The 25,997-nt window shown below is 61.6% G+C and carries 24 protein-coding genes and 1 rRNA gene; 16 read left to right on the forward strand and 9 right to left on the reverse strand.

From position 1 onward, the window contains the following. Window positions 1-280: 280 nt before the first annotated feature. The 5 genes from CCOS864_RS04605 to dksA form a co-directional block, all read right to left on the reverse strand. Window positions 281-1,720: a sigma-54-dependent transcriptional regulator gene (locus CCOS864_RS04605; protein WP_115085249.1), complete on the reverse strand. Its 1,440-nt coding sequence runs from the start codon at window positions 1,718-1,720 to the stop codon at window positions 281-283. A 22-nt stretch (window positions 1,721-1,742) separates the two neighbouring features. Then, the gene (locus tag CCOS864_RS04610; protein WP_166675635.1) at window positions 1,743-4,697 is read right to left on the reverse strand and encodes a sensor histidine kinase; all 2,955 of its coding nucleotides are present in this window, start codon (window positions 4,695-4,697) and stop codon (window positions 1,743-1,745) included. Then, a complete protein-coding gene (locus CCOS864_RS04615; protein WP_003250005.1) occupies window positions 4,681-4,857 on the reverse strand; it encodes a hypothetical protein in 177 nt (58 codons plus the stop codon). The genes CCOS864_RS04610 and CCOS864_RS04615 overlap by 17 nt, the downstream gene beginning before the upstream one ends. A gap of 195 nt (window positions 4,858-5,052) precedes the next feature. Continuing rightward, window positions 5,053-5,940 carry a tRNA glutamyl-Q(34) synthetase GluQRS gene (gene gluQRS / locus CCOS864_RS04620; RefSeq protein ID WP_115085273.1) on the reverse strand — a complete coding sequence of 296 codons (888 nt, stop codon included), beginning with the start codon at window positions 5,938-5,940 and terminating at the stop codon, window positions 5,053-5,055. 78 nt (window positions 5,941-6,018) lie between these two features. Beyond that, window positions 6,019-6,468 (reverse strand): RNA polymerase-binding protein DksA, encoded by a 450-nt coding sequence (gene dksA / locus CCOS864_RS04625; protein WP_115085250.1) that lies wholly within the window; start codon window positions 6,466-6,468, stop codon window positions 6,019-6,021. A 245-nt stretch (window positions 6,469-6,713) separates the two neighbouring features. Here dksA and CCOS864_RS04630 point away from each other — a divergent pair, with 245 nt between their 5' ends. Together CCOS864_RS04630 and sfsA are read left to right on the forward strand one after the other, a co-directional pair. Next, window positions 6,714-7,886 (forward strand): pyridoxal phosphate-dependent aminotransferase, encoded by a 1,173-nt coding sequence (locus CCOS864_RS04630; RefSeq protein WP_115085251.1) that lies wholly within the window; start codon window positions 6,714-6,716, stop codon window positions 7,884-7,886. Beyond that, entirely contained in the window at window positions 7,886-8,599 is a 714-nt protein-coding gene (gene sfsA / locus CCOS864_RS04635) for a DNA/RNA nuclease SfsA (protein WP_115085252.1), read from the forward strand. Before CCOS864_RS04630 ends, sfsA begins: the two co-directional genes overlap by 1 nt. On the opposite strand, the gene CCOS864_RS04640 is transcribed toward sfsA, so the two are convergent. Beyond that, window positions 8,589-8,906, reverse strand: coding sequence for a Rieske (2Fe-2S) protein (locus CCOS864_RS04640; protein ID WP_115085253.1), 318 nt, complete (start codon window positions 8,904-8,906; stop codon window positions 8,589-8,591). The genes sfsA and CCOS864_RS04640 overlap by 11 nt on opposite strands. A 153-nt stretch (window positions 8,907-9,059) precedes the next feature. Between CCOS864_RS04640 and CCOS864_RS04645 the strand changes: the two genes are divergently transcribed. From CCOS864_RS04645 to CCOS864_RS04660, 4 genes are read left to right on the forward strand one after another with little or no spacing between them, the layout of a single operon-like run. After that, window positions 9,060-9,926 (forward strand): heme/hemin ABC transporter substrate-binding protein, encoded by an 867-nt coding sequence (locus tag CCOS864_RS04645; RefSeq protein WP_115085254.1) that lies wholly within the window; start codon window positions 9,060-9,062, stop codon window positions 9,924-9,926. Between the two features lie 50 nt (window positions 9,927-9,976). Next, the gene (locus CCOS864_RS04650) at window positions 9,977-10,960 is read left to right on the forward strand and encodes a FecCD family ABC transporter permease (protein ID WP_208644357.1); all 984 of its coding nucleotides are present in this window, start codon (window positions 9,977-9,979) and stop codon (window positions 10,958-10,960) included. Then, on the forward strand, window positions 10,960-11,727 hold the full coding sequence (locus CCOS864_RS04655) for a heme ABC transporter ATP-binding protein (protein WP_115085256.1): 768 nt from the start codon (window positions 10,960-10,962) through the stop codon (window positions 11,725-11,727). Before CCOS864_RS04650 ends, CCOS864_RS04655 begins: the two co-directional genes overlap by 1 nt. 12 nt (window positions 11,728-11,739) lie before the next feature. Further along, on the forward strand, window positions 11,740-12,639 hold the full coding sequence (locus tag CCOS864_RS04660; RefSeq protein WP_115085257.1) for a ChaN family lipoprotein: 900 nt from the start codon (window positions 11,740-11,742) through the stop codon (window positions 12,637-12,639). A 169-nt stretch (window positions 12,640-12,808) separates the two neighbouring features. Here the strand turns inward: CCOS864_RS04660 and CCOS864_RS04665 are convergent, their stop codons facing one another. From CCOS864_RS04665 to CCOS864_RS04675, 3 genes are all read right to left on the reverse strand, one after another. Continuing rightward, window positions 12,809-13,093 (reverse strand): TfoX/Sxy family protein, encoded by a 285-nt coding sequence (locus CCOS864_RS04665; protein ID WP_115085258.1) that lies wholly within the window; start codon window positions 13,091-13,093, stop codon window positions 12,809-12,811. Between the two features lie 167 nt (window positions 13,094-13,260). After that, window positions 13,261-13,605, reverse strand: a complete 345-nt coding sequence (locus CCOS864_RS04670) for a pentapeptide repeat-containing protein (RefSeq protein ID WP_115085259.1) — start codon at window positions 13,603-13,605, stop codon at window positions 13,261-13,263. A 104-nt stretch (window positions 13,606-13,709) separates the two neighbouring features. Next, on the reverse strand, window positions 13,710-15,272 hold the full coding sequence (locus CCOS864_RS04675) for a bifunctional aminoglycoside phosphotransferase/ATP-binding protein (RefSeq protein WP_115085260.1): 1,563 nt from the start codon (window positions 15,270-15,272) through the stop codon (window positions 13,710-13,712). A gap of 116 nt (window positions 15,273-15,388) precedes the next feature. Between CCOS864_RS04675 and mrcB the strand changes: the two genes are divergently transcribed. The 10 genes from mrcB to CCOS864_RS04730 all read left to right on the forward strand — a co-directional run. Then, on the forward strand, window positions 15,389-17,710 hold the full coding sequence (mrcB, locus tag CCOS864_RS04680) for a penicillin-binding protein 1B (RefSeq protein ID WP_115085261.1): 2,322 nt from the start codon (window positions 15,389-15,391) through the stop codon (window positions 17,708-17,710). Window positions 17,711-17,734: 24 nt separating this feature from the next. Next, the gene (locus tag CCOS864_RS04685) at window positions 17,735-18,496 is read left to right on the forward strand and encodes a tetratricopeptide repeat protein (RefSeq protein WP_115085262.1); all 762 of its coding nucleotides are present in this window, start codon (window positions 17,735-17,737) and stop codon (window positions 18,494-18,496) included. After that, entirely contained in the window at window positions 18,496-18,825 is a 330-nt protein-coding gene (locus CCOS864_RS04690) for a YqcC family protein (protein ID WP_115085263.1), read from the forward strand. The genes CCOS864_RS04685 and CCOS864_RS04690 overlap by 1 nt, the downstream gene beginning before the upstream one ends. 422 nt (window positions 18,826-19,247) lie before the next feature. Continuing rightward, window positions 19,248-20,972: an acetolactate synthase 3 large subunit gene (locus CCOS864_RS04695; protein ID WP_038999710.1), complete on the forward strand. Its 1,725-nt coding sequence runs from the start codon at window positions 19,248-19,250 to the stop codon at window positions 20,970-20,972. 2 nt (window positions 20,973-20,974) lie between these two features. Beyond that, on the forward strand, window positions 20,975-21,466 hold the full coding sequence (ilvN, locus tag CCOS864_RS04700) for an acetolactate synthase small subunit (RefSeq protein WP_010223016.1): 492 nt from the start codon (window positions 20,975-20,977) through the stop codon (window positions 21,464-21,466). Between the two features lie 50 nt (window positions 21,467-21,516). Continuing rightward, window positions 21,517-22,533, forward strand: a complete 1,017-nt coding sequence (gene ilvC / locus CCOS864_RS04705) for a ketol-acid reductoisomerase (protein WP_045199667.1) — start codon at window positions 21,517-21,519, stop codon at window positions 22,531-22,533. A 146-nt stretch (window positions 22,534-22,679) separates the two neighbouring features. Then, window positions 22,680-23,537, forward strand: a complete 858-nt coding sequence (pssA, locus tag CCOS864_RS04710) for a CDP-diacylglycerol--serine O-phosphatidyltransferase (protein ID WP_010223018.1) — start codon at window positions 22,680-22,682, stop codon at window positions 23,535-23,537. Window positions 23,538-23,600: 63 nt separating this feature from the next. Continuing rightward, window positions 23,601-24,614, forward strand: coding sequence for a protein-methionine-sulfoxide reductase catalytic subunit MsrP (gene msrP, locus CCOS864_RS04715; protein ID WP_115085264.1), 1,014 nt, complete (start codon window positions 23,601-23,603; stop codon window positions 24,612-24,614). Beyond that, a complete protein-coding gene (msrQ, locus tag CCOS864_RS04720) occupies window positions 24,614-25,234 on the forward strand; it encodes a protein-methionine-sulfoxide reductase heme-binding subunit MsrQ (RefSeq protein WP_115085265.1) in 621 nt (206 codons plus the stop codon). Before msrP ends, msrQ begins: the two co-directional genes overlap by 1 nt. A gap of 510 nt (window positions 25,235-25,744) precedes the next feature. Beyond that, window positions 25,745-25,997: ribosomal RNA gene (locus tag CCOS864_RS04730) — 16S ribosomal RNA — on the forward strand; the annotation flags it as partial.

The raw sequence follows: 25,997 nt of genomic DNA on the forward strand, positions 1-25,997 counted from the left end.
CTTGTTCTTATTGTGCGTGAGCCGATTCGTCTTATTTTTATTGTCTTTTGCAGTGCTTGTTATTGTTCTTGTACCAAACATATAGCAGGTGCCGTGCCAACTTTTGCAAACCCCAGTAAAACAAGGGGTTGAAGCGTTTTTTGACAGCCTGGAGGGCGAAAAAAAACCGGGGCTTCGTTACCTTAAGCCCCGGTTTTTGTTACGACTTCATGTTGCGGTAACAGTTTGTCGCAAGGTGACGGTGTTACCGCCGTGCACCCGCACAACCTGCTGAAACGGCTCAGCTTTCGCTGGTGGCGCCACTCTTGCGTCGCGGAATACCCAGGCGCTGACGACGCTCCCACAGGCACTTGCGACTGACCCCGAGCTTGCGTGCAAGCTCGGTCTCGGTCATGTGGTCCTGGTGCTCGAGGACGAAATGCTGGAAGTAATCTTCCAGTGACAGATCTTCGGTCGGCTCGTGGCTGGTGTTGCTGGCGTTGCTGCCGGTACCCGGCAGGCCGGCAAACGGATCGTCGTCTACCAGGTCACTGAGTTCGATGTCGATGCCGAGCAGGTCGGCAGAAATTTCCGGGCTCTCGCACAGGATCACCGCACGCTCCACGGCGTTCTCCAGTTCGCGCACGTTACCTGGCCAGGAGTAGTGCCGAATGGCTTGCTCAGCGTCGTGGGCGAAGCGCAGGTCGTTGCGCCCGACCCGCGCACTCTGGCGGGCGAGGAAGGCATTGGCGATCTCGTTGACGTCGGCACCGCGCTCGCGCAAGGCCGGCAACTTGAGGGCGATGACGTGCAGGCGGTAATAAAGGTCTTCACGGAACTGGCCGACCTTGGCCAGGTTCTTCAGGTCGCGGTGGGTCGCGGCGATCAGGCGCACATCGACCTTTTGCGATTGCACCGAACCGACCCGGCGGATTTCGCCTTCCTGCAGCACGCGCAACAGGCGCGCCTGGGCTTCGAGTGGCAGTTCGCCGATCTCGTCGAGGAACAGCGTACCGCCATCGGCGGCCTCGACCAGACCGGCACGTCCGGCACTGGCACCGGTAAAGGCGCCTTTTTCGTGGCCGAACAGCTCCGACTCGATCAGGGTTTCCGGGATGGCCGCACAGTTCACCGAGATCATCGGTGCCTTGGCCCGCCGCGAGAGGTTGTGCAGGGCGCGGGCCACCAGCTCTTTACCGGTTCCCGATTCGCCCTGGATCAGCACATTGGAGTCTGTTGGGGCGACCTTGCGGATCTTGCTGTACAGGTCTTGCATCGGTGGGCAGGAGCCGATGATGCCGATCTCGCCATTGGCCGCATTGCTGGCCGCGGCCTTGTCGCCACCTGCAGACTTGCCGTTGCCCCGTTCAGCGGGCGCGGCGGGCGCGTTCTGCCGGTCGCGCAGGATGCGGGCCACGGCCTGCAGCATTTCGTCGTGATCGAATGGCTTGGCGATGTAGTCCACCGCACCCATTTTCATCGAGTCGACGGCAGAACGCAGGCTCGCGTAGCTGGTCATGATCAGTACCGGCGTGCCCTGGCCGAGCTTGATCAGTTCGGTGCCAGGCGCGCCCGGTAGGCGCAGGTCGCTGACAATCAGGTCGAAGGTCGCAATGCTGAAGCGTTCCTGGGCTTCCTGCACCGAGCCGGCCTCGCTGACCTGGTACTGGTTGCGCTCAAGCAATCGGCGCAACGCCGAGCGGATAATGGTTTCGTCTTCGACGATCAGAATATGCGGCATTGATTCAATTCTCTCGACGGTCTCAGTTCACAGCGGACGTCGCTACGACATGGCGCGGCAGGGTCACTCGGATCCGGGTGCCACGTTGGCTCTGGCTATCGGCCGGGCTGTCGATGGTGATTTGTCCATAATGCTCTTCCACGATGGAATAGACCAGAGCAAGCCCCAGTCCGGTACCTTCGCCCGGGTCCTTGGTAGTGAAGAAGGGTTCGAACAGACGATCCATGATGTTTTTCGGGATACCGCTGCCTTCATCCTCGACGATCAGGTCGACGGTATGTTCGCTGGCTTCGCTCTTGACCCGTACGGCGCTGCCGGGCGGGGAGGCGTCGCGGGCGTTGGACAGCAGGTTGATCAGCACCTGGGCCAGGCGTTGCGGGTCGCCCTCGACCCAGTGTTCCGGGTCGCACAGGTTGAAGAACTGTACTTCGAAATTGCGCCGGTTCAAGGCCAGCAGACCGATGGCATCCTGGGCCACTTCGGCCAGGCACACCGGCTCATCGCTGTGCTGGTGGCTGCCGGCATGGGCAAAGCTCATCAACGACTGGACGATGCGCGAGATGCGTTTGGTCTGCTCCAGGATCTGGCTGCTCAGCTCGGTGATTTCGCCATCCTCTTCGCGCTCTTCGCGCAGGTTTTGCGCCAGGCAGGCGATACCGGTGACCGGGTTGCCGATCTCGTGGGCAACCCCGGCGGCCAGGCGGCCGATGCTGGCCAGGCGCTCGGAGTGCACCAGCTTGTCTTCCAGGGCCTGGGTTTCGGTGAGGTCTTCGACCAGCAGCACCAGGCCACTGTTACCCGGTGCCAGCGGCTCGTCGATGGCCGCCTTGTGCAGGTTCAGCCAGCGGGTCTGGCCGTCCAGGCCCAGGCGTTGCTTATGCAGGTGTTCGTCGGGCACGTTGATGAAGCCCAGCAGCAGGCCGCGCCAGGGTTCGCCGATGGTGGTCAGGCGCGAGCCGACCACGCGCTTGGCGGGGATACCGGTGAGCTCTTCCATGGCCTTGTTCCACATCAGGATTTCCTGGTCCTTGGCCAGCGAGCAAACACCCATCGGCAACTCTTGCAGGGTCTGGCGGTGGTAACGGCGCAGGGCGTCGAGCTCGGCGGCCAGGCCAGTCAGGCGCGAGTGGTAGTCTTCCAGGCGGCTTTCGATGAAGTGGATGTCCTCGGTAACGTAGTTTTCGTTACCGGACTTGTAGGGCAGGAAGGTCTCGACCATGTCCTGGGCCACGCTCGGGCCCATCAGCCCTGACAGGTTGGCCTCGATGCGGTCGCGCAGACGGCGCAGGGCATAAGGGCGGCGCTCGTCGAACGGCAGGTAGAGGTCGCGCAGGGCCTGTTCCACTTCCTTCTGTGCGGCCTTGGCACCCAGGGGCTTGGCCAGCTGGGTAGCGAACTCCTGGGGCGAGGCGGCGTGCAGCTCGCGGCGTTGCGGGCGGCGCACGTTATCCACCGCACAGGCCTCGGCGGCGCTGACTTCTTCACTGCTGGCGTTGGTGAACAGCGAGATCAGGGTAAACAGCAGCACGTTGGCGGCCAGCGAGGCGATCGCGGCCATGTGCCAACTGGTGTCGTCGAGCACATAGATCATGTTCAGCAGCGGGATGTAGAAGCCCTGCAGGTTGCCCACCAGCGGCAACAGCATGGTCACCATCCACACCAGGATCCCTGCCAGCAGGCCGGCAATGAAGCCGCGGCGGTTGGCGGTCGGCCAGTACAGCACCGAGAGCACGCCCGGCAGGAACTGCAAGGTGGCAACGAAGGCGACGATGCCGAGGTTGGCCAGGTCCTGCTGGCTGCCCAGAGTCAGGTAGAAGCCGAAACCGGCGGCGATGATGGCAACGATCAGCGCCCGGCGGGTCCACTTCAGCCAGCGATAGATATTGCCCTCGGCCGGTGGCTGGTACAGCGGCAGCACCAGGTGGTTCAGGGCCATGCCCGAAAGTGCCAGGGTGGTGACGATGATCAGCCCGCTGGAGGCCGATAGCCCGCCGATATAGGCCAGTAACGCCAGCGCCTGGTTGTTGGCGGCGATGCCCAGGCCCAGGGTGAAGTATTCCGGGCTGGTGCTGGCGCCCATTTTCAGGCCGGCCCAGAGAATCAGCGGCACGGCCAGGCTCATCAGCAGCAGGAACAGCGGCAGGCCCCAGCTGGCGCTGACAAGCGAGCGCGGGTTGAGGTTTTCGGTAAAGGCCATGTGATACATGTGCGGCATGACGATGGCCGAGGCGAAGAACACCAGCAGCAGGGTGCGCCATGGGCCTTCCTGCAACGGTGTGTGCAAGGCGGCGAGGGCGGTCTGGTTCTGCAACAACCAGACTTCCAGTTCATGCGGACCGCCGAAGACGCCGTACAGCGCATAAAGGCCGATACCGCCCAGGGCCAGCAGCTTGATCACCGACTCGAAGGCAATGGCAAACACCAGGCCTTCGTGTTTCTCCCGGGTGGCGATGTGCCGCGAGCCAAAGAAGATGGTGAACAGGGTGATCAGCGCGCAAAAGGCAAAGGCGACCCGCGCCTTGACCGGCTCGCCGGTAAGAATACTGATCGAGTCAGCCACCGCCTGGATCTGCAGCGCCAGCAACGGCAGTACGCCAATCAACATGAAGATGGTGGTGAGCGCCCCGGCCCAGGTGCTGCGAAAGCGGAAGGCGATCAGGTCGGCCAGCGACGACAATTGATAGGTACGGGTGATCTTCAGGATCGGGTACAGCAGCACCGGCGCCAGCAGGAAGGCCCCGGATACCCCGAGGTAACAGGCGAGAAAGCCGTAGCCGTACTGGTAGGCCAGGCCCACCGAGCCATAAAAGGCCCAGGCACTGGCATAGACGCCCAGCGACAGGGTGTAGGTCAGCGGGTGGCGGATGATCGAGCGCGGGATCATCCCGCGTTCGCTGACCCAGGCCACGCCGAACAGCACCAGCAGGTAGGCGGCGCTGATCAGGATCATCTGGGTCAGGCTAAAGCTCATCGGCATCACGTTGGCTCTGCAGGATAAAGGTCACGACGATCAGGATCAGCCAGAGCAGGTAAGGGCGATACCAGGCACCGGTTGGCTCGATCCACCAGTCCATGATGGCCGGGGAGAACAGGTAGATCCCCACGACCAGAAGCAGGACCAAACGATAGATATACATGCTGGCCTCAAAGGTTAGGGCGCTGCGGCTTGGACTTATTATTGGCGCAAATGGCTGCGGCGATGGTAACGGGCTTGTGCGTTTTTGCCAAAGAATTGAATTTACTAGGCTTTCTGCATGACTGGTAGGAGCGGGCTTGCCCCGCGATCAAGTGCGGATTGCCCTCATCGCGGGGCACCGCCGCTCCTGCAAGGGTCAGTGCAGGTCGGCCTCGGGCACGCTCAGGCGTCGGGGCAGGGCGTCGGGGTTCCAGTGCAGTGCGGCATGCGCCAGCACTTCGCCCGGGGTGCCTTGCTCCATGCCCGCTTCGGTCGCCTGGCCCAGCGCGCGCAATGCCCGCAGCAGCAAGGGCGTCGCCTGCTCGGCGGCCAGTGGCGGTGAACGGTAGGACTTGCCCAGCTTGTGTCCGTCCGGCTGCACGATCAGTGGCACATGCAGGTAACGCGGTTGCGACAGCCCCAGCAATTCTTGCAGGTACAGCTGGCGTGGAGTGTTGTCGAGCAGGTCGGCGCCGCGGACGATATCGGTCACCCCTTGCCAGGCGTCATCCAGCACCACGGCCAGTTGATAAGCGTACAGGCCATCGCGGCGGCGAATGACAAAGTCGCCGACCTCGCGGCCCAGATGCTGTTCGAAACGGCCCTGGACCCGGTCATCGAAATGGTAGGCCAGCTCTGGCACCCGTACGCGGATGGCCGCGTCCTCGCAGCCGTGCCCGGCGTTGCGGCACAGGCCCGGGTAAACGCCGTGATAGCCTTCGAGCTGCTTGCGCGAGCAGGTGCAGGCATAGGCCAGACCCTGACGGAACAGGCGTTCGATCACTTCGGCATAGGCCTCGTGGCGCTGGCTCTGGTACACCACCTCGCCATCCCATTCCAGGCCGTAGCTTTCCAGGGTGTTGAGGATCGCTGCCTGGGCGCCGGGGGCTTCGCGGGGCGGGTCGATGTCTTCCATGCGCACCAGCCAGGTGCCGCCGACCGCACGCGCGTCCAGCCATGAGGCCAGGGCGGCGACCAGCGAGCCGAAGTGCAGGAAACCACTGGGGGTAGGGGCGAAGCGCCCGATGTAGCGAGGGTTGTTCATGCTCATGGACGCAACTGCAGAGGAATACGTATAGCCATAAATGAAACGGGGCGCCTTGAGCGCCCCGTTCTGGTCAGGTCAGGCTTTGCCGACCTGTTTTTCCTTGATTTCCGCCAAGGTCTTGCAGTCGTAGCACATGTCGGCGGTCGGGCGCGCTTCGAGGCGACGCAGGCCGATTTCGACACCGCATTTTTCGCACCAGCCGTATTCTTCATCGACGATCAGTTGCAGCGTCTTGTCGATCTTCTTGATCAGCTTGCGCTCACGGTCACGGTTGCGCAGTTCCAGGGCGAATTCTTCTTCCTGGCTGGCACGGTCGGCTGGGTCAGGGAAGTTGGCCGCTTCATCCTTCATGTGGTCAACGGTGTTGTCCACGCTGATCATCAGCTCTTTCTTCCAGCCATTGAGGAGCTTGGTGAAGTGGTCGCGCATGGCTTTGCTCATGTATTCCTCACCCTTTGTCTCTTTATAGGGTTCGACGCCATGAACAAGAACTGACTGACTTTGTTGCTTTTCTTGGGTGGACATGAATAGACCGCCTCTCACTCTTCTAATCCATTGCGCAGGCTGCTCCATCTCCGGCGCCCGCCGGCCCTGCGACTGCGAGCCGCCGAACTTACCAGATCGAATCGGGGTACGCTACTCCCGGTTGTCAAGGCCGGGACAACTGTGCCAGGCCTTGACGATCTTTGCAGTGGACCACAGCTTTTGCCACACGTTCGACCCAGTGCATGAGTAGAATCATTATTCTAGACCCTTTTGAGAGAAGGCTAATGGCCCAGCCCTACAGTGCGCGCAGCCGCGCCATCGAACCTTTCCACGTGATGGCCCTGCTGGCCCGCGCCAACGAGCTGCAGGCGAGCGGCTGCGACGTGATCCATCTGGAAATCGGCGAACCGGATTTCACCACCGCCGCGCCGATCGTCGAGGCCGGCCAGGCCGCACTGGCCCAGGGGCACACCCGTTATACCGCCGCCCGCGGGCTGCCGGCGCTGCGTGAGGCGATTGCCGGGTTCTATCAGCAGCGCTACGGGCTGAGCATCGACCCGCAGCGCATCCTCATCACTCCGGGTGGTTCCGGCGCCTTGCTGCTGGCCGCAAGCCTGTTGGTCGACCCGGGCAAGCACTGGCTGCTGGCCGACCCGGGTTACCCGTGCAACCGGCATTTTCTGCGCCTGGTCGAAGGTGCTGCGCAACTGGTGCCGGTGGGGCCAGAGGTGAATTATCAATTGAGCGCCGATCTGGTCGAGCGCTACTGGGACCAGGACACCGTCGGCGCCCTGGTGGCGTCACCTGCCAACCCGACGGGGACGGTGCTCGATCGCGACCAGCTTGCCGGCCTGTCGGCCGCTACCCGCGCGCGCAAGGGTCACCTGGTGGTGGACGAGATCTACCACGGCCTGACCTACGGCATGGATGCGCCAAGTGTGCTGGAAGTCGACGACGAGGCGTTCGTCCTTAATAGTTTTTCCAAGTATTTCGGCATGACCGGTTGGCGCCTGGGTTGGCTGGTGGCGCCACCGGCAGCAGTGGCTGACCTGGAAAAACTCGCGCAAAACCTCTACATCAGCGCGCCAAGCATGGCCCAGCATGCAGCGCTGGCGTGCTTCCAGCCAGCTACCCTGGCGATCCTCGAAGAGCGCCGTGCCGAGTTCGCCCGTCGTCGCGACTTCCTCCTGCCCGCATTGCGCGGGTTGGGTTTCCAGATCGCCGTCGAGCCTCAGGGTGCCTTCTATCTGTATGCCGACATCAGCGCTTTTGGCGGTGATGCCTTCGCCTTCTGCCGGCACTTCCTCGAAACCGAGCATGTGGCCTTTACCCCGGGCCTGGATTTTGGCCGTCACCAGGCCGGGCACCATGTGCGCTTTGCCTACACCCAGAGCTTGCCGCGCTTGCAGGAAGCGGTTGAGCGGATTGCCCGTGGACTGCGGAGCTGGCAAGGCTGATGCGTTTTTCTCCAACACTTGAAACCGCACGCTTACTGCGTCGCTACAAGCGCTTCCTGGCCGACATCGAACTGGCCAACGGCGAGCAGATGACCATTCACTGCCCCAACACCGGTTCGATGTTCAATTGCATGGTCGAGGGCGGCCAGGTCTGGTTCAGCCGCTCCAACGATCCCAAGCGCAAGCTGCCCGGTACCTGGGAAATCAGCGAAACGCCGCAAGGGCGCCTGGCCTGTGTCAACACCGGGCGGGCCAACGCCCTGGTAGAAGAGGCCTTGCGTGCCGGCGTCATCAGCGAGCTGGCCGGATTTACCGGGCTCAAGCGCGAGGTGGCCTACGGTGAAGAACGCAGCCGGGTGGATTTTCGCCTGGAGTTTGCTGACGGTCCGGCCTATGTCGAGGTCAAGAGCGTGACCCTGGGCTTTGATGACTCCAGCGTGGCCGCCTTCCCCGATGCGGTGACCCAGCGCGGCGCCAAGCACCTGCGTGAGCTGGCAACCCTGGCACGCCAGGGTGTGCGCGCGGTGCAGCTATATTGCGTGAACCTCAGCGGTGTCGAAGCCGTACGCCCGGCCGACGAGATCGACAGTGCCTATGCCGAGGCGCTGCGCGCTGCGGTGGCCGATGGCGTCGAGGTGCTAGCCTACGGCACGCGGATCGATGGCGAACAGGTCTATATCGATCGGCCGTTGCCGGTGTTGCTCAGTCGATAAACCAGATGCCCTGGCTGTCTTCGCGGCAGTCCAGGGCAGTCAGTTGCTCGCCCTCGCAGGGGCCCGCCACGCATTCGCCGGACTCGATCAGAAACAGCGCGCCGTGGCGCCCGCAGGCGATCAGGCTGGCGCTGCTGTCGAGAAAGGCGTCAGGCTCCCAGTTCAACGGGATCCCGCGATGGGGGCAGTAATTGCGGTACAGGTAGACCGTGCCTGCGCGCCGAACCGCGAAAATCCCGAGGTCATCGACACTGAAGCCTCGGCTCTGGCCTTCGCCCAGGTGTTCGGAACGACAAAGAAAATGCATGGTGAGGGTTACTCGAAGTCACAGTGACGGCTTGACGTGCAAATGCAAATAATTATCAAATTGCCTGCATCAGCCGTATCGGACGCTTTATACCGTGCGTCCCCGGCATTATCCACCCGGATTGCCGCTCCTCCTCATTCAAGGAAGCCTGTTATGCGCCCACGTGCCCGCCTGATCGCCCTATGTGCCGGTCTTGTGTTCAACACCTTGGCCCAGGCCGACACGTTGCCGCAGCGCTGGGTCAGCGCCGGTGGGGCACTGAGCGAGTGGGTGGCGGCGCTGGGCGGCGAGCAGAAGCTGGTCGGGGTCGATACCACCAGCCAGCATCCGCAATCGCTCAAGGCGTTGCCGAGTATCGGTTATCAGCGCCAGCTGTCCGCCGAAGGGGTGCTGAGCCTGCGTCCGGATGTGCTGGTGGGCACCGAAGAAATGGGCCCGCCGCCGGTGCTCGCGCAAATCCGCGGGGCCGGGGTCAAGGTCGAACTGCTTTCGAGCAAGGCCGACCTTGGCGCAGTCGAAACCAATCTGCAGCAGCTGGGCCGCTTGCTCGGCAATGAGCAACAAGCCCAGCAACTGTTCGCCGAGTACCGTCAGCAACTCGATGCCCTGCAGGGCAAGATCAAGCAACTGCAAAACAGCCAAGCCGCCCCGGGCGTGATCCTGCTGGTCGGCCATGCCGGCTCCAAACCAATGATTGCCGGCAAAGGCACTGCCGGCGACTGGTTGCTCAAGCAGGCCGGTGCGCGCAACCTGGCTGACAACGAAGGCTACAAGAACTTCTCCGTAGAGGCCTTGGCGGCCCTCGATCCCGATGTGCTGGTATTCGCCGACCGTAGTCTGAGCGGTGACCAGGCCTTGCAGGCATTGCTCAAGGAAAACCCCGCCCTGAATGCTTCGCGTGCCGCACGTAACAAGCGCATGATCGAGCTGGACCCGACCCTGCTGGTTGGTGGTCTCGGTCCGCGTCTGCCGTCTACCTTGCAGAGCCTTTCCCAAGCCTTCTACCCGACCGCGCAATGAACCGGCTGGTCAAACCGCGCACGCTGTTCGTCACCCTGACGCTGCTGTGCCTGCTGGCGATCTGGTTGTCGCTGGCGCTGGGGCCGGTCAGCCTGCCACTGATCGATACCCTGCGCGCCGGCGCCCGGCTGATCGGGTTGCCGGTGGCCGGGGAAGGGCTGGAGCAGGCCGAGCTGATCCTCGGCCAGATTCGTTTGCCGCGGACTTTGCTCGGGCTGACCGTGGGCGCCGTGCTGGCGCTGTCCGGGGTGGCGATGCAGGGGCTGTTTCGCAACCCGCTGGCCGACCCTGGCCTGGTCGGCGTGTCCGCTGGCGCCGCGCTCGGTGCGGCGGTGGCGATTGTCGGCGGCTCATGGATGGGCGGTATTCCCGAGGTATTCGCTCCTTATTTGTTATCGCTGTGTGCGTTTCTCGGTGGCCTCGGGGTGACCGCGCTGGTGTACCGCCTGGGCCGACGTGATGGTCAGACCAACGTAGCGACCATGCTCCTTGCCGGTATCGCCTTGACCGCCCTGGCCGGCGCGGCCGTGGGGCTGTTCACTTACCTGGCCGATGACGCCACCTTGCGCACCCTGACGTTCTGGAACCTGGGCAGCCTCAATGGCGCCAGTTATCTGCGCCTCTGGCCACTGGTGCTGGTCGCCGTGGTGGTCTCACTGTGGCTGCCGCGCCGGGCTCAGGCCTTGAATGCCTTGTTGCTGGGCGAATCCGAAGCGCGGCACCTGGGCATCGAGGTCGAGAAGCTCAAGCGCGAACTGGTGTTCTGTACCGCCTTGGGGGTTGGCGCGGCGGTAGCGGCGGCGGGGCTGATCGGCTTTATCGGCCTGGTGGTGCCGCATCTGGTGCGCTTGCTGGCCGGGCCTGATCACCGCGTGCTGTTACCGGCCTCGCTGTTGGCTGGCGCTTCGCTGTTGCTGTTCGCCGACCTGATCGCCCGTTTGGCGCTGGCGCCTGCGGAGCTGCCGATCGGTATCGTCACCGCGTTCATTGGTGCGCCGTTCTTCCTTTATCTGCTGTTGCGAGGGCGTGCCTGATGCTGCGAGTCGAGAACCTGTCCCTGCGCCGTGGCGCGAACCAGGTCCTGAGCGATATCAGCCTGGCGCTGCAACCCGGCCAGGTACTTGGGGTTCTGGGTCCCAACGGTGCGGGCAAAAGCAGCCTGCTCGGGGTGATGTGCGGCGAGCTGAATGCCAGCCAGGGGCGGGTGACCCTGGATGACCGAGGCCTGTCCGACTGGCCAGGCCAGCAGCGCGCCCAGCGCCTGGCGGTGTTGCCGCAAGTCTCCAGCCTGGGTTTTGCCTTCAAGGTTGAAGAGGTGGTCGGCATGGGCCGTTTGCCGCATAAAACCGGCCTCGAACGTGACCAGCAGATCATCGACGCGGCCCTGCAGGCGGCGGATGCCGGCCATCTGGTCGGGCGCAGCTATCTGGCACTCTCCGGTGGCGAGCGTCAGCGCGTGCACCTGGCGCGGGTGCTGGCGCAGCTGTGGCCAGGGGAGGACGGGCGAATCCTGCTGCTTGACGAGCCGACCTCGATGCTCGACCCGCTGCACCAGCACACCACCTTGCAAGCGGTCCGCGAGTTCGCTGATCGTGGTGCGGCGGTGATGGTCATCCTCCATGACCTGAACCTGGCGGCGCGCTACTGTGACCGTATCCTGCTGCTCGAACAGGGCCGCGCCCATGCCCTGGATACCCCGCAGCAGGTGTTGCGCCCCGATTCCCTCAAGGCGGTGTTCGGCATCGATGTGCTGGTACAGCCTCATCCCGAGCGGGGGCACCCGCTGATCATCGCCCGTTAGGAGAACTGCCCCATGCGTCGTCCCCGGTTGCCCGCGTTATTGCTGTTGCTGGTCTGGGGGCTCGCCGGCTGCCAGTCCCGAGCCGAGGCACCGCCTTTGCCAGCCTGGCAAAGCCCCGAAGGCCGTGAGCATGCCGAGCTTGGGCACATCCGTGAACTGAGCAGCGGCCGGCTGCTGACGCCCGCGCAACTGCTGGAGCGGCTCGCGCAGGCTCAACGGCTGCTGGTTGGCGAGAAACACGACAACCCCGATCACCATGCCCTGCAGCTCTGGCTGCTGCGCGCACTGGACGCGCAACGGCCGCAGGGCAGCCTGCTGCTGGAGATGCTGCAGCCGGTGCAGCAAGGCCAGGTCGATGCACTGAAACAGCAGCAAACACGCCCGCAGGACCTGCCCAAGGCGCTGGGCTGGCAGGATGGCTGGGATTGGGCCTTGTACGGGCCGATTGTCCATGAAGCCCTGGGGCAACCGTACTCGTTACTGGCCGCCAACCTCGACCACGACGAAGTGCGCAGGATCTATCGCCAGCCGCCAGCGTTGAAGGGGCCGCGCTCGGCAGCAGCCAAGGTACAAGCCGTGCTGCTGGAGCAAGTCAGGGAATCCCATTGCGGCCTGCTGCCCGAAAGCCAGTTGCCGGCCATGCTGGCGGTTCAGCAACAGCGCGACCGACGCATCGCCGAGCGCCTGCTGGCCGCACCACAACCGGCGCTGCTGTTGGCCGGCGGTTATCACGTGCGCAAGGACATCGGCGTGCCCTTGCACCTTGCCGATCTGGGTGCTGAAGGCACCACGCAGGTACTGATGCTCGCTGAGGTGGGGCAGGTGGTTGATGCGCAAATGGCCGATTATGTCTGGTACACCCCGGCTTTGCCGGAGCAGGACTACTGCGCGCAGATGCGCAAAGGCGGGTAGAAACCCCAGGCAAAAAAAGACCCGGCAAAGTGCCGGGTCAATAACCGTGATTAGCCTGATGAGGAGATAATCTGAGAGTCCGAACCAGGGGCTTTCAGGTTACCCAACCAGTCTCGCGACCAGTTGTGATAATCATAACGATTCTCATTTCGTAGTCAAGCGTCCTGACTCAATATTCCCGATTATTTTTCTGTACGGCAGTTTTGCCGTCGAGTTGCTGGTTCAGGGCTTCCTTGCGCTCGGCCGGAATATCGTTCCAGTGCACGTCGAGCAAGGCGCCTTCAATTGCGTAGAGCAGCACCTTCGAAGCCCTGAAGCCGCGGCTGCGCACGGCCTTGTAGGCAGTCACCGCACCCAGTCGGCGTAAATCCGAAGCACTGTGGATGCCGACCGCATGCAGCCACTGCGCAGAAGTCTTGCCAAGATTTTTCAGATGCTGGAGTTCATCGTTCATCAAGCCTCCTTGCGACGGCTGAACGGGTCTTGATTAAGGAATCGCGGCAGGTCAATGAGGAGTGTAGCGGCACTTGGAAAATACGCGGCGTTTTGCCATCCATGTGCCGACGGGTAGCCGAAAGCTGCCCGCCAGGCCACAGCCGGCGGGCGTTTCACTCGTTGCTGTCAGCGTGTGCGGTAACGCAGGCGGGTGCCGAAATTGACCGACATCAGGATCTCGTCGGCGCTCAGTTCGCTGGGGAAGTAGGTGCCGGAAATCTGCGCATGGGCAAGGCTGGCGCCTTCCAGGCCGTTGTAGCGCAGGTCCAGGCCGCGCAGGTCGGAGGCGCGGAAGTAGGCATCGGTGAAGTCGATGCCGCTGGTGTCCAGTTCACGCAGGTCGAGTCCGCGGAAATCACCGCCACGAAAGTCGACGGCGCCGTCCTTGGGTTTCTCGCGATTGAAGCTGGCGATCTGTTCGTCATGCACCAACGCATATAGCGCGCTGTCCAGTTGCCGTGGCTGATTCATGAGGCGCCTCCTTGTTTGCCCTGATGGTGACACTATAGGGCCATCATTGCGGAGGCGCCCGGAATCAAGCGTGAAGTGTCGACTACTTCACGTCCCGGGAGGCTTCAGAGCCCTGGCAGGCGCTGACGGATCTGCTTGACCAGCAGGTCGAGGCTACCGCTTTCGTTGGTTTCCACGCGCTTGCTTTGCAGCAGCTCTTCGGCGCTGAGCGGGTCACGGCTGGCTTGCTGGGCCTTGACCACCTCCAGGGTGGCATCCGACGGATCGTTCTGATCGGCCTGACGCTTGGCCAGCCAGCTGGCGATCACCGCATCCGGCGCGTTGCAGTCGAGGATCAGGAACGGCACGCCGGTTTCGCTGGCGACCCCGGCGGCGGCCTGGCGCTGGTCTTGCTTGAGGTAGGTGGCGTCGATCACCACCGGGAAGCCGGCGCGCAGGATGGTTTCGGCCATTTGGTGCAGGCGTTGGTAGGTGGCCTGGCTGGCGTCTTCGCTGTAGATGCCGGCTTGCAGCTGGCCGGCATTGGCGCTGGCTTGCTCACCGAACATGCGCTTGCGCTCGACGTCCGAACGCAGGCGAATGGCGCCCAGGGCATCGACCAGGCGCATGGCCACGTGGCTCTTGCCGACAGCGGAAACGCCGTGGGTGATGGCCAGAAACCGCGAAGGGATGGCGCTGTAGCTCTCTGCCAGGTTGGCATAGTTGCGATAGGTGCGCAGGGTAGTGGCGCGCTGCACGGCATCGGCGTTGGCCGGCATGCTGAACAGGGCGACCTTGGCCCGCACCAGTGCACGATAAGCCTTGTAGAAGTTCAGCAGTTCCAGGCCGGCGTAGTCACCGGTCAGTTCCAGGTACTGGCTGATGAAGCGGCGCGACAGCGATTTCAGGCCGCGGTCTTCGAGGTCCATGGCCAGGAATGCGGCGTCGGCATAAACGTCGGTCAGGCGGAACGGTTCGTTGAACTCGATGCAGTCGAAAATCACCACCTTGCCATCGATCAGGGTGGCGTTGCCCAGGTGGATATCACCGTGGCATTCGCGGATGAAACCTTCTGCCTTGCGTTGCTCAAGCAGGCGATTCAGGCGTTTGAAGCTGTCCTGGGCCCAGGCTTGCAGGGCATCCAGTTGCTGCAGGTCGGCCTTGTCGGAAAGGAACGGGCGAATCTGCTCGAAGTTCTGCTCGACCGGAGCCATGACGCTGTCTGGCGTGCCTAGTGGATGCTCCACGGCAACTTTTGGCGCCGCCAGGTGGAAGCGGGCGATCTGCTCGGCCATCTGGTCGATGTGCGCGGCGGTCAGTTCGCTGTTGGCCTGCAGGGTGCTGAGCATCTGGCTCTGAGGGAACTGGCGCATCTTCAGCGCGTATTCGATCGGCTCGCCTTCGCCTCCCAGTTGCGGTGCTTCGGCGCTGCCGGTGATCGGCAGCACTTCCAGATACAAGCCGTCGGTCAGGCGCTGGTTCAGGCGCAGCTCTTCGGCGCAGAAGTGCGCGCGCTGAGACAGCTCGGTGAAGTCGAGGAAGCCAAAGTTCATCGGCTTCTTGATTTTGTAGGCATATTCACCGGTGAGCAGCACCCAGGAGATATGCGTCTCGATAACCTGAAACGCCGTCACTGGGTGAGGGAACAGGGCGGGGTTCTGCAGGGCTGTAATCAAGGCTTGGCTCACGGGCGATCCTTCTGGGTCGGGAGATTCGAATGGGCCATTATGGCTGCAAGCGTGGCTGGTGCAAACCGCCGGAGGGCGCCTGTCGATGTGCGATAAAGTGCGTATAATCCGCCGCCATGACTCGATCCCGATCCCCCCGTACCGCTAAAAAACGCCCGTCTGGCCGCTCGCGTGCCTGGCTGGGCTGGGCCTTGAAGCTCAGCCTGGTCGGCTTTGTGCTGGTGGCGGGCTATGCCATTTACCTCGACGCCGTGGTCCAGGAGAAATTCTCCGGCAAGCGCTGGACTATCCCGGCCAAGGTGTATGCCCGGCCGCTGGAGCTGTTCGTCGGCCAGAAACTGAGCAAGGCCGACTTCCTCATCGAACTCGATGCCCTCGGTTATCGCCGCGAAAGCGTTGCCAATGGCCCGGGCGCGGCTGCAGTCAATGGCAATACCGTTGATCTGAATACTCGCGGCTTCCAGTTCTATGAAGGCATGGAAACGGCGCAAGCGGTGCGCGTGCGTTTCTCCGGTGACTATGTAGCCGGCTTGAGTGGCGCCAACGGCTCGAAGCTCGACGTGGTGCGCCTCGAGCCGCTGCTGATCGGCGGCCTGTACCCGAAAAACCTCGAAGACCGCATCCTGATCAAGATCGACCAGGTGCCGCCGTACCTGCTGGAAACCCTGGTGGCGGTGGAAGACCGTGACTTCTATCACCACTTCGGTGTGTCGCCCAAGTCGATTGCCCGGGCGGTGTGGGTCAACACCTCGTCCGGCGCCATGCGCCAGGGCGGCAGTACCCTGACCCAGCAGTTGGTGAAGAACTTCTACCTGACCAACGAACGCAGCCTCAGCCGCAAGCTCAATGAAGCGATGATGGCCTTGCTGCTCGAGTTGCATTACGACAAGCGCGAAATCCTCGAGGCCTACCTCAACGAAGTGTTCGTCGGCCAGGACGGTCAGCGCGCGGTGCACGGCTTCGGCCTGGCCAGCCAGTTCTTCTTCAGCCAGCCGCTGTCGGAACTCAAGCTGCACCAGATTGCCTTGCTGGTCGGTATGGTCAAGGGCCCTTCCTATTACAACCCGCGGCGTTACCCGGAGCGGGCGACGGTGCGGCGTAACCTGGTACTCGACCTGCTGGCCGAGCAGGGCGTGGCAACCCCGGAAGCGGTGGAAGCGGCGAAGAAGATGCCATTGGGCGTGACCAAGCGCGGCAGCCTGGCCGACAGTTCGTACCCTGGCTTCCTCGACCTGGTCAAACGCCAGCTGCGCCAGGACTACCGTGACGAAGACTTGACCGAAGAAGGCCTGCGCATTTTCACCAGCTTCGATCCGATCCTGCAGATGAAGTCGGAAGCGGCCATGGGCGAGACCTTCAAGCGCCTGGCCGGGCGCAAGGGCGCCGATGAAGTCGAAGCGGCAATGGTCGTGACCAACCCGGAAACCGGTGAAGTCCAGGCCCTGATCGGCAGCCGTCAGGCCGGTTTCGCCGGTTTCAACCGCGCTATCGATGCGGTGCGGCCGATCGGCTCGCTGGTCAAGCCGGCGGTATACCTGACCGCCCTGGAAAAACCGAGCAAGTACACCCTGACCAGTTGGGTGCAGGACGAGCCGTTCTCGATCAAAGGCGCCGATGGCCAGGTGTGGCGGCCGCAGAACTATGACCGCCGCTCCCACGGTACGATTTATCTGTACCAGGGCCTGGCCAACTCCTACAACCTGTCGACCGCCAAGCTGGGCCTGGAACTGGGCGTGCCAAACGTGCTCAAGACCATTGGCCGGTTAGGCGTGAACGTCGACTGGCCGGCGTTCCCGTCGATGATGCTCGGGGCTGGCGGCATGTCGCCGATGCAGGTCGCGACCATGTACCAGACCCTGGCCAACGGTGGTTTCAATACACCGATGCGCGGTATTCGCAGCGTGCTGACCGCCGAAGGCGAGCCGCTCAAGCGTTATCCGTTCCAGATCCAGCAAACCTTCGATCCGGGCGCCATCTATCTGGTGCAGAACGCCATGCAGCGGGTGATGCGCGAAGGTACCGGGCGTTCGGTCTACAGTGTGCTGCCAAGCTCGTTGAACCTGGCGGGCAAGACCGGTACCAGCAACGATTCGCGTGACAGCTGGTTCGCAGGTTTCAGCCAGGACTTGCTGGCGGTGGTCTGGCTAGGGCGCGATGACAACGGTAAAACACCGTTCACGGGTGCTACCGGCGCGCTGCAGGTCTGGACCAGCTTCATGCGCAAGGCTGACCCCTTGCCGCTGGACATGCCGCTGCCCGATAACGTGGTTCAGGCCTGGATCGATCCGCATAGCGGCCAGGGCTCGGATGCCAGTTGCCCGGGCGCCGTGCAGATGCCGTATATTCGCGGTAGTGAACCGCCGGCTGGGCCCGCCTGTGGCGGCGAGCCGGATCCCGCCGAGTCCGTCATGGACTGGGTCAAGGGTTGGATGAATTAAGCACTAGCCTAAAGAGGGTGTGAAGTGAACAAGTGGTGGTTTCCAGCCTTGACGGCGCTGGCTTTGCTCAACGGCTGCGCCAGCAATCCGCGCGGCTCCATTCCCGTGGTCGATTCCAGTACCCGGGTTTCCAACAGCGAGCGGGTCACGGCTAACCGTGGTGCGCCTGCGCAGGTCAATGGCGGGACGCGTCAGGCTCAGTCCGTGCCGCAGGATTCCGGGGTGATGGTCATGGTCCCGCAAGGTTCCGGCGCCACACCGATCCAGACTTTCCCAGCGTCCACCGGAGCCGCGCCGATCAGCACCGGCCCGATTACCCCGGGCCCGAGCAGCTCGGTGCCGTTCGACAGCAGCTCGACCAATGCCGGCAGCTACACCATGCCGAGCACCACTGCGCCCAGCGCGCCGAGCGGTATTCCGCGCGCCAGTGCAGCCAGCGGCGGCCTCTCGGCTGACGAACAGCTCGACGGCCCGGTACTGGCGTTGTTGACCACCGCCCAGCAGCAACAGACCGGTGGCGACTACAACGGTGCCTCGTCGAGTCTGGAGCGTGCCCAGCGCATCGCGCCACGCGAGCCGCAAGTGCTTTACCGGCTGGCCCAGGTGCGCCTGGCTCAAGGCGATGCCGCGCAGTCCGAGCAACTGGCTCGCCGCGCGCTGACCTACGCCAACGGTCGCCCCGACCTGCAGGCCGGGCTGTGGAACATCATTGCCCAGTCGCGCGAAAAACAGGGTGATTCGGCAGGCGCAGCGCTGGCCCGGCAGAAAGCCCAGGTCAACCTGTAATGGATCCACGCATTCTCGATATTGCCGATCACCTGCTGTTGATCGAGCATGAACTCCATGCCCAAGGCTGGTGGAGTGATGTTGCACCGACGCCTCAAGCGTTGGCGAGCAGCGTGCCGTTCGCGGTCGACAGCATGAGCTTCGATCAGTGGCTGCAGTGGATCTTCCTGCCAAAAATGAAAGAGATTCTCGAAAAGGGCCTGCCGTTGCCAAATGCCTCCGGCATCCTGGTCATGGCTGAAACGGTATACGTCGATCGCCCGGAGCAAAGCCGCGAGCTACGCAGGCTGCTAGCAGAGTTTGACCAATTGATCAGTCCTTCTGCCTGAATTTCCCTCTTTTCACCCTTGGAGCCACAGATTGTGGCTCTTTTTGTTTGTATTGTTTGTTTTTCTGCTGCTGTCACTGGCATTAGTGGTGGCTGCGGATCGTCCTTGCGCGAAATTGGCAATAATTTTTCTTGACTTGCGCGCGCCGAAAAAGAAGAATCCAGATTCCGCTGTAGAGGGACTGCCAGAAGCAGACCCGCTAAGCAGATCATGAGGCGCATACCCGCGCCGACCTGTTACACCCCGCAACGCGTTACCTCGCGCTGGGTGGGAAAACCCCGCAACACTTTGGGGCGCTCCCAATACTTGCTCAGTCAGTGCTGACGTAGTCGGCGATTCCGTCGCTCATGCTCTGCTTGGCAGTAAACCTATTAAGACCCGTCCACCGTGGACGGTATTCTGGCGTTTTAGAGGTGAACAACGTGGAGCTTTTATCTGGCGCTGAGATGGTCGTCCGCTTTTTGCGTGACGAAGGCGTTAAGCACATCTACGGGTACCCTGGTGGTGCTCTCCTTCATGTTTACGATGCCCTGTTCAAAGAACCGGAAGTAAGCCACATCCTGGTTCGTCACGAGCAGGCAGCTACCCATATGGCGGACGGTTATGCCCGTGCCACCGGCAAGGCCGGCGTGGTACTGGTGACCTCTGGTCCAGGCGCGACCAATGCCATCACCGGTATTGCCACCGCGTACATGGACTCCATTCCGATGGTCATCCTCTCCGGTCAGGTGCCTAGCACCATGGTCGGTACCGATGCCTTCCAGGAAACCGACATGATTGGTATTTCCCGGCCGATCGTGAAGCACAGCTTCATGATCAAGCACGCCTCGGAAATCCCTGAAGTCCTGAAAAAAGCTTTCTATCTGGCGCAATCCGGTCGCCCGGGCCCGGTCGTGGTCGATATCCCCAAAGACATGACCAACCCCGCGGAAAAGTTCGAATACGTCTACCCCAAAAAGGTCAAGATGCGTTCCTACAGCCCGGCCGTTCGTGGTCACTCGGGGCAGATCCGCAAGGCTGCCGAGATGTTGCTGGCCGCCAAGCGCCCAGTGGTCTACGCCGGTGGCGGCGTGATCCTCGGCGGCGGTTCTGCAGCGCTGACCGAAGTTGCGCAGATGCTCAACCTGCCGGTCACCAACACCTTGATGGGCCTGGGCGGCTATCCGGGTACCGATCGCCAGTTCCTCGGCATGCTCGGCATGCACGGCAGCTACACCGCCAACCTGGCCATGCACCACGCTGACGTGATCTTCGCCGTCGGTGCGCGTTTCGACGACCGCGTGGTCAACGGCCCGGCCAAGTTCTGCCCGAACGCCAAGGTTATCCACATCGACATCGACCCGGCGTCGATCTCCAAGACCATCAAGGCCGACGTGCCGATTGTTGGCCCGGTCGAGAGCGTACTGACCGAAATGGTTGCGACCTTGCGCGAAATCGGCGAGCAGCCGGACAAGGCCGCCATGGATGCCTGGTGGAAGCAGATCGAAGAATGGCGTGGTGATCGCGACATGTTCCCTTACGACAAGGGCGACGGCAGCGTGATCAAGCCGCAGACCGTGATCGAGACCCTCTGCGAAGTGACCAAGGGCGATGCCTTTGTTACCTCCGACGTTGGTCAGCACCAGATGTTCGCGGCGCAGTACTACCGCTTCAACAAGCCGAACCGCTGGATCAACTCCGGTGGCCTGGGCACCATGGGCTTCGGTTTTCCGGCGGCCATGGGCGTCAAGCTGAACTTCCCGGACCAGGACGTTGCCTGCGTTACCGGTGAGGGCAGCATCCAGATGAACATCCAGGAGCTGTCGACCTGCCTGCAGTACGACCTGCCGGTGAAGATCGTCAACCTGAACAACGGTGTCTTGGGCATGGTCCGCCAATGGCAGGACATGGCCTACAACAGCCGTCACTCGCACTCCTACATGGAATCGCTGCCTGACTTCGTCAAGCTGGCCGAAGCCTATGGTCACGTGGGTATTCGCATCACCAGCCTGAAAGACCTCAAGCCCAAGCTCGAGGAAGCGTTCGCCATGAAAGACCGGCTGGTGTTCATCGATATCCAGGTCGACAACAGCGAGCACGTCTACCCGATGCAGATCAAAGACGGCTCTATGCGCGATATGTGGCTGAGCAAGACGGAGCGTACCTAATCATGCGGCACATTATTTCCCTGCTGTTGGAAAACGAACCCGGTGCCTTGTCTCGCGTGGTTGGTCTGTTCTCGCAGCGTAACTACAACATCGAAAGCCTGACGGTGGCGCCAACCGAAGACCCGACCCTGTCGCGTCTGACGCTGACCACGGTCGGTCATGATGAGGTGATCGAGCAGATCACCAAAAACCTGAACAAGCTGGTTGAAGTCGTCAAGCTGGTCGACCTCTCGGAAAGCGCGCACATCGAACGTGAACTGATGCTGGTCAAGATCAAGGCCACGGGCGCCCAGCGTGCCGAGATCAAACGCACCACCGATATCTATCGTGGGCAGATCGTCGACGTCAGCAGCAGCGTCTATACCGTTCAGCTTACTGGCGCCAGCGACAAGCTTGACAGCTTCATTCAGGCCATCGGTACCGCGTCCATTCTCGAAACAGTGCGCAGCGGCGTTACCGGCATTGCCCGTGGCGACAAAGTGCTCAGCATCTAACTCAAAAAATTAGCGATGGCCCTATGGGCCGAGATAACAGGGGTATTTTCATGAAAGTTTATTACGACAAAGACTGTGACCTTTCCATCATCCAGGGCAAGAAAGTTGCCATCATCGGTTACGGCTCCCAGGGCCACGCTCAAGCGTGCAACCTGAAAGACTCCGGTGTGGATGTCACTGTCGGTCTGCGTAAAGGTTCGAACACCGTTGCCAAAGCCGAAGCTCACGGCCTGAAAGTTGCCGATGTAGCGACCGCTGTTGCCGGTGCCGACCTGGTCATGATCCTGACCCCGGACGAGTTCCAGTCCCAGCTGTACAAGAACGAAGTCGAGCCGAACATCAAGAAGGGCGCCACCCTGGCCTTCTCCCACGGTTTCGCCATCCACTACAACCAGGTTGTCCCACGCGCCGACCTGGACGTGATCATGATCGCGCCAAAAGCGCCAGGTCACACCGTGCGTTCCGAATTCGTCAAAGGCGGCGGTATCCCTGACCTGATCGCGATCTACCAGGATGCTTCCGGCAATGCCAAGAACGTTGCCCTGTCCTACGCCGCTGGCGTCGGTGGCGGCCGTACCGGCATCATCGAAACCACCTTCAAGGACGAGACCGAAACCGACCTGTTCGGCGAGCAGGCTGTTCTGTGCGGTGGTACCGTCGAGCTGGTCAAAGCCGGTTTCGAAACCCTGGTTGAAGCGGGCTACGCGCCAGAGATGGCCTACTTCGAGTGCCTGCACGAACTGAAGCTGATCGTTGACCTCATGTACGAAGGCGGCATCGCCAACATGAACTACTCGATCTCCAACAACGCCGAATACGGCGAGTACGTGACCGGCCCTGAAGTCATCAACGCCGAATCCCGTCAGGCCATGCGCAACGCTCTGAAGCGCATCCAGGACGGCGAGTACGCCAAGATGTTCATCAGCGAAGGCGCCACCGGCTATCCTTCGATGACCGCCAAGCGTCGTAACAACGCTGCTCACGGCATCGAAGTCATCGGCGAGCAACTGCGCTCGATGATGCCTTGGATCGCGGCGAACAAAATCGTCGACAAGGCCAAGAACTGATCTTGTCCTGATGCGATGAAAACGCGGCTTCGGCCGCGTTTTTTCGTTTAGGCGGTCAGCTTCTGGTATAAAGCTTCATCGTTTGTCGGCGAACCCTCGTCGCAGACGTCTGTCGAAACTTTCCACACCGTTGCAAGGTAATGTCCATGAGCGAACGTCCCGAAGAGCCGAACAAGGCCTCTGACGCCGAAAGCCTGCTACCGATCGATGAGCATGTTGAAGAAGGGCATGACGCCGAAGGACGCAAGGTTCGGCATCGCGGCATCTATCTGCTGCCCAACCTGTTCACCACTGCGAACCTGTTCGCCGGTTTCTATTCGATCATCAACTCCATGAGTGCCCAGGCGGCCCTCAGCGCGGGTGATCCACGTGAGGCGAGCAAGTATTTCGCCTTCGCCGCTATCGCCATTTTCGTCGCCATGGTCCTCGATGGCCTGGACGGCCGTGTGGCACGCATGACCAACACCCAGAGCGCCTTTGGTGCCGAGTACGACTCGCTGTCGGACATGGTCGCCTTCGGTGTCGCCCCGGCGTTGCTGGCCTTTGGCTGGGCCCTGGGAGACATGGGCAAGGTCGGCTGGATGGTCGCCTTCATCTATGTAGCTGGCGCCGCGCTGCGTCTGGCGCGCTTCAACACCCAGGTCGGCAAGGCTGACAAGCGCTACTTCATCGGCCTGGCCAGCCCGGCTGCTGCCGGTGTGGTGGCCGGTACCGTCTGGGCCTTCAGCGACTACGGCATCCAGGGTTCGAAACTGTCGTTCCTGGTGGCGCTGCTGGTGGCTGCGGCCGGTATGCTGATGGTCAGCAACATCAAGTACAACAGCTTCAAGGAACTGGATCTCAAGGGACGCGTACCGTTCGTAGCGATCCTCGCCGTGGTGCTGGTGTTCGCGGTAGTCTTCAGTGATCCACCGCGCATCCTGCTGCTGGTGTTCCTCGGCTATGCGGCCTCCGGCCCTGTGCAATACCTGTTGCGCATGCGTCGGCGCAAAAACATCGAGTGATGTAATTTCGCTCGGGCTCCGTAGTCTACTGGTGCATCAGTCCTCCAGTTCTACGGAGCCATCATGCTCATCAAGCTGTCCAAAGCCTCCGATTGCAAAGAATCGGATGTCACCCCCGAATCCCTTTATGTCTCGCGCCGCGCCATGCTCGGCGGGTCGCTGGCTGCCATCGCGGCAACCGCGCTGCCGCGGTGGGCCAGTGCTGCCGACGCATCGCGCTATGCCGATGTCGAGGCGGGCAGGGCGCCTGGCTGGTTCAGCGAGAAGCTCGTCGCTACCAAGTGGCAAGCAGTGACGGCGCCGGGGGAGGCGATCACGCCGTTCAAGGATGCCACCCACTACAACAACTTCTATGAGTTCGGCACCGACAAGGGCGATCCGGCGGCCAATGCCGGCAGCCTTAAAACCGAGCCCTGGACCGTGGTGGTGGATGGTGAAGTAGGCAAGCCCGGGCGCTATGCCCTGGAAGACTTCATGAAACCCTACCAACTGGAGGAGCGCATCTATCGCCTGCGCTGCGTGGAAGCCTGGTCGATGGTCATCCCCTGGCTGGGCTTTCCTTTATCGGCGCTGCTTGATCAGGTCGAGCCAACCTCCAAGGCCCGTTTCATTCGCTTCGAAACCCTGCAGGACCCGAAGAGCATGCCTGGTCAGCGCTCAAGCTTTGCCCTGATCGACTGGCCTTATATAGAAGGCTTGCGCCTGGATGAGGCGATGAACCCGCTGGCGATCCTCGCCGTTGGCATGTACGGGCGCGAACTGCCCAACCAGAACGGTGCGCCGTTGCGTCTAGTGGTGCCTTGGAAGTACGGCTTCAAGAGCATCAAGTCGATCGTGCGCATCAGCCTGGTCGAAGAGCAGCCGCGCACCACCTGGCAGGCGATTGCTCCAGAAGAATATGGCTTCTACGCCAACGTGAACCCCGAGGTTGATCACCCGCGCTGGACCCAGGCCCGTGAGCGGCGCCTGCCCAGTGGCCTGTTCAGTCCCAATGTGCGGCCCACGCAGATGTTCAATGGCTATGCCGAAGAAGTGGCAGGGCTGTACAGCGGCCTCGACCTGCGGAAGAACTACTGATGCGTTATCCACTCTTCAGGCTCGGCATCTTTATCTTGGCCAGTGTCTGGCCGCTATGGTGGTTGTATGAAGCAGCCATGGAAGCCCTTGGGCCGGATCCGGGCAAGATCCTGGTCGATCGCCTGGGGCTGGGGGCTTTGATCTTCCTGTTGATAACCCTGAGCATGACGCCCTTGCAGCGCCTTACCGGCTGGGCGGGCTGGATTGTCTCGCGGCGCCAGCTGGGGCTGTGGTGCTTTGCTTATATAGTGCTGCACCTGAGTGCCTACATGTTCTTCGTCCTGGGGCTGGACTGGGGGCAGTTGGGGGTTGAGCTAAGCAAGCGTCCTTACATCATTGTCGGGATGCTGGGCTTTTTGGGCTTGCTGGTTTTAGCGGTCACTTCCAATCGATACAGTCAGCGCCGTCTCGGCGCGCGCTGGAAGAAGTTGCACAAACTGGTTTACGTGATTCTGGGGCTGGGCTTGTTGCACTTTCTCTGGGTAGTACGCGCCGACCTTAAAGAGTGGGTCATATACGCTGCTATCGGCTTGTTCCTGTTGGCCTTGCGTATTCCTGCGCTGGAGCGGCGAATCCCGCGCCTGGCAGTGCGTAAAACGGCACCTGTAACAAAAGCTTAAATAAGTGCTTGACGCCCCTGTGGATCTGTCTATAATTCGCCCCACTTCCGGCGCAGTCGGAACTGAAAACTCCTTGAGTTTCAAAGAGTTAGCGGTTCCAGGGTCATCCGGAAGGGCTTCGATCGAAAGATCGACAGCGGTGAAAAAGGCAGTTGACAGCGGTTTGAAACGCTGTAGAATTCGCCTCCCGCTGACGAGAGATCGCAGCGAGTCAAGTGGTTGAAGTTGAAAGGCTTTTTAATCGAAAGCATCTGAAAAACTTCAAAATAAACGCTTGACAGGCTCTGAGGAAAGCGTAGAATGCGCGCCTCGGTTGAGACGAAAAGCTCTTAACCAACCGCTCTTTAACAACTGAATCAAGCAATTCGTGTGGGTGCTTGTGAGTTCAGACTGATAGTCAAAAAGATTATCAGCATCACAAGTGGCTACACGAAAATCGAAAGATTTGAAAGTAAGTCATTTGAGATTGCTGAGCCAAGTTTAGGGTTTTCTCAAAACCCAAGCAGTATTGAACTGAAGAGTTTGATCATGGCTCAGATTGAACGCTGGCGGCAGGCCTAACACATGCAAGTCGAGCGGATGAGAAGAGCTTGCTCTTCGATTCAGCGGCGGACGGGTGAGTAATACCTAGGAATCTGCCTGGTAGTGGGGGACAACGTTTCGAAAGGAACGCTAATACCGCATACGCCCTACGGGGGAAAGCAGGGGACCTTCGGGCCTTGCGCTATCAGATGAGCCTAGGTCGGATTAGCTAGTTGGTGAG

Source organism: Pseudomonas wadenswilerensis (genome assembly GCF_900497695.1).
Classification (GTDB): Bacteria; Pseudomonadota; Gammaproteobacteria; order Pseudomonadales; family Pseudomonadaceae; genus Aquipseudomonas; species Aquipseudomonas wadenswilerensis.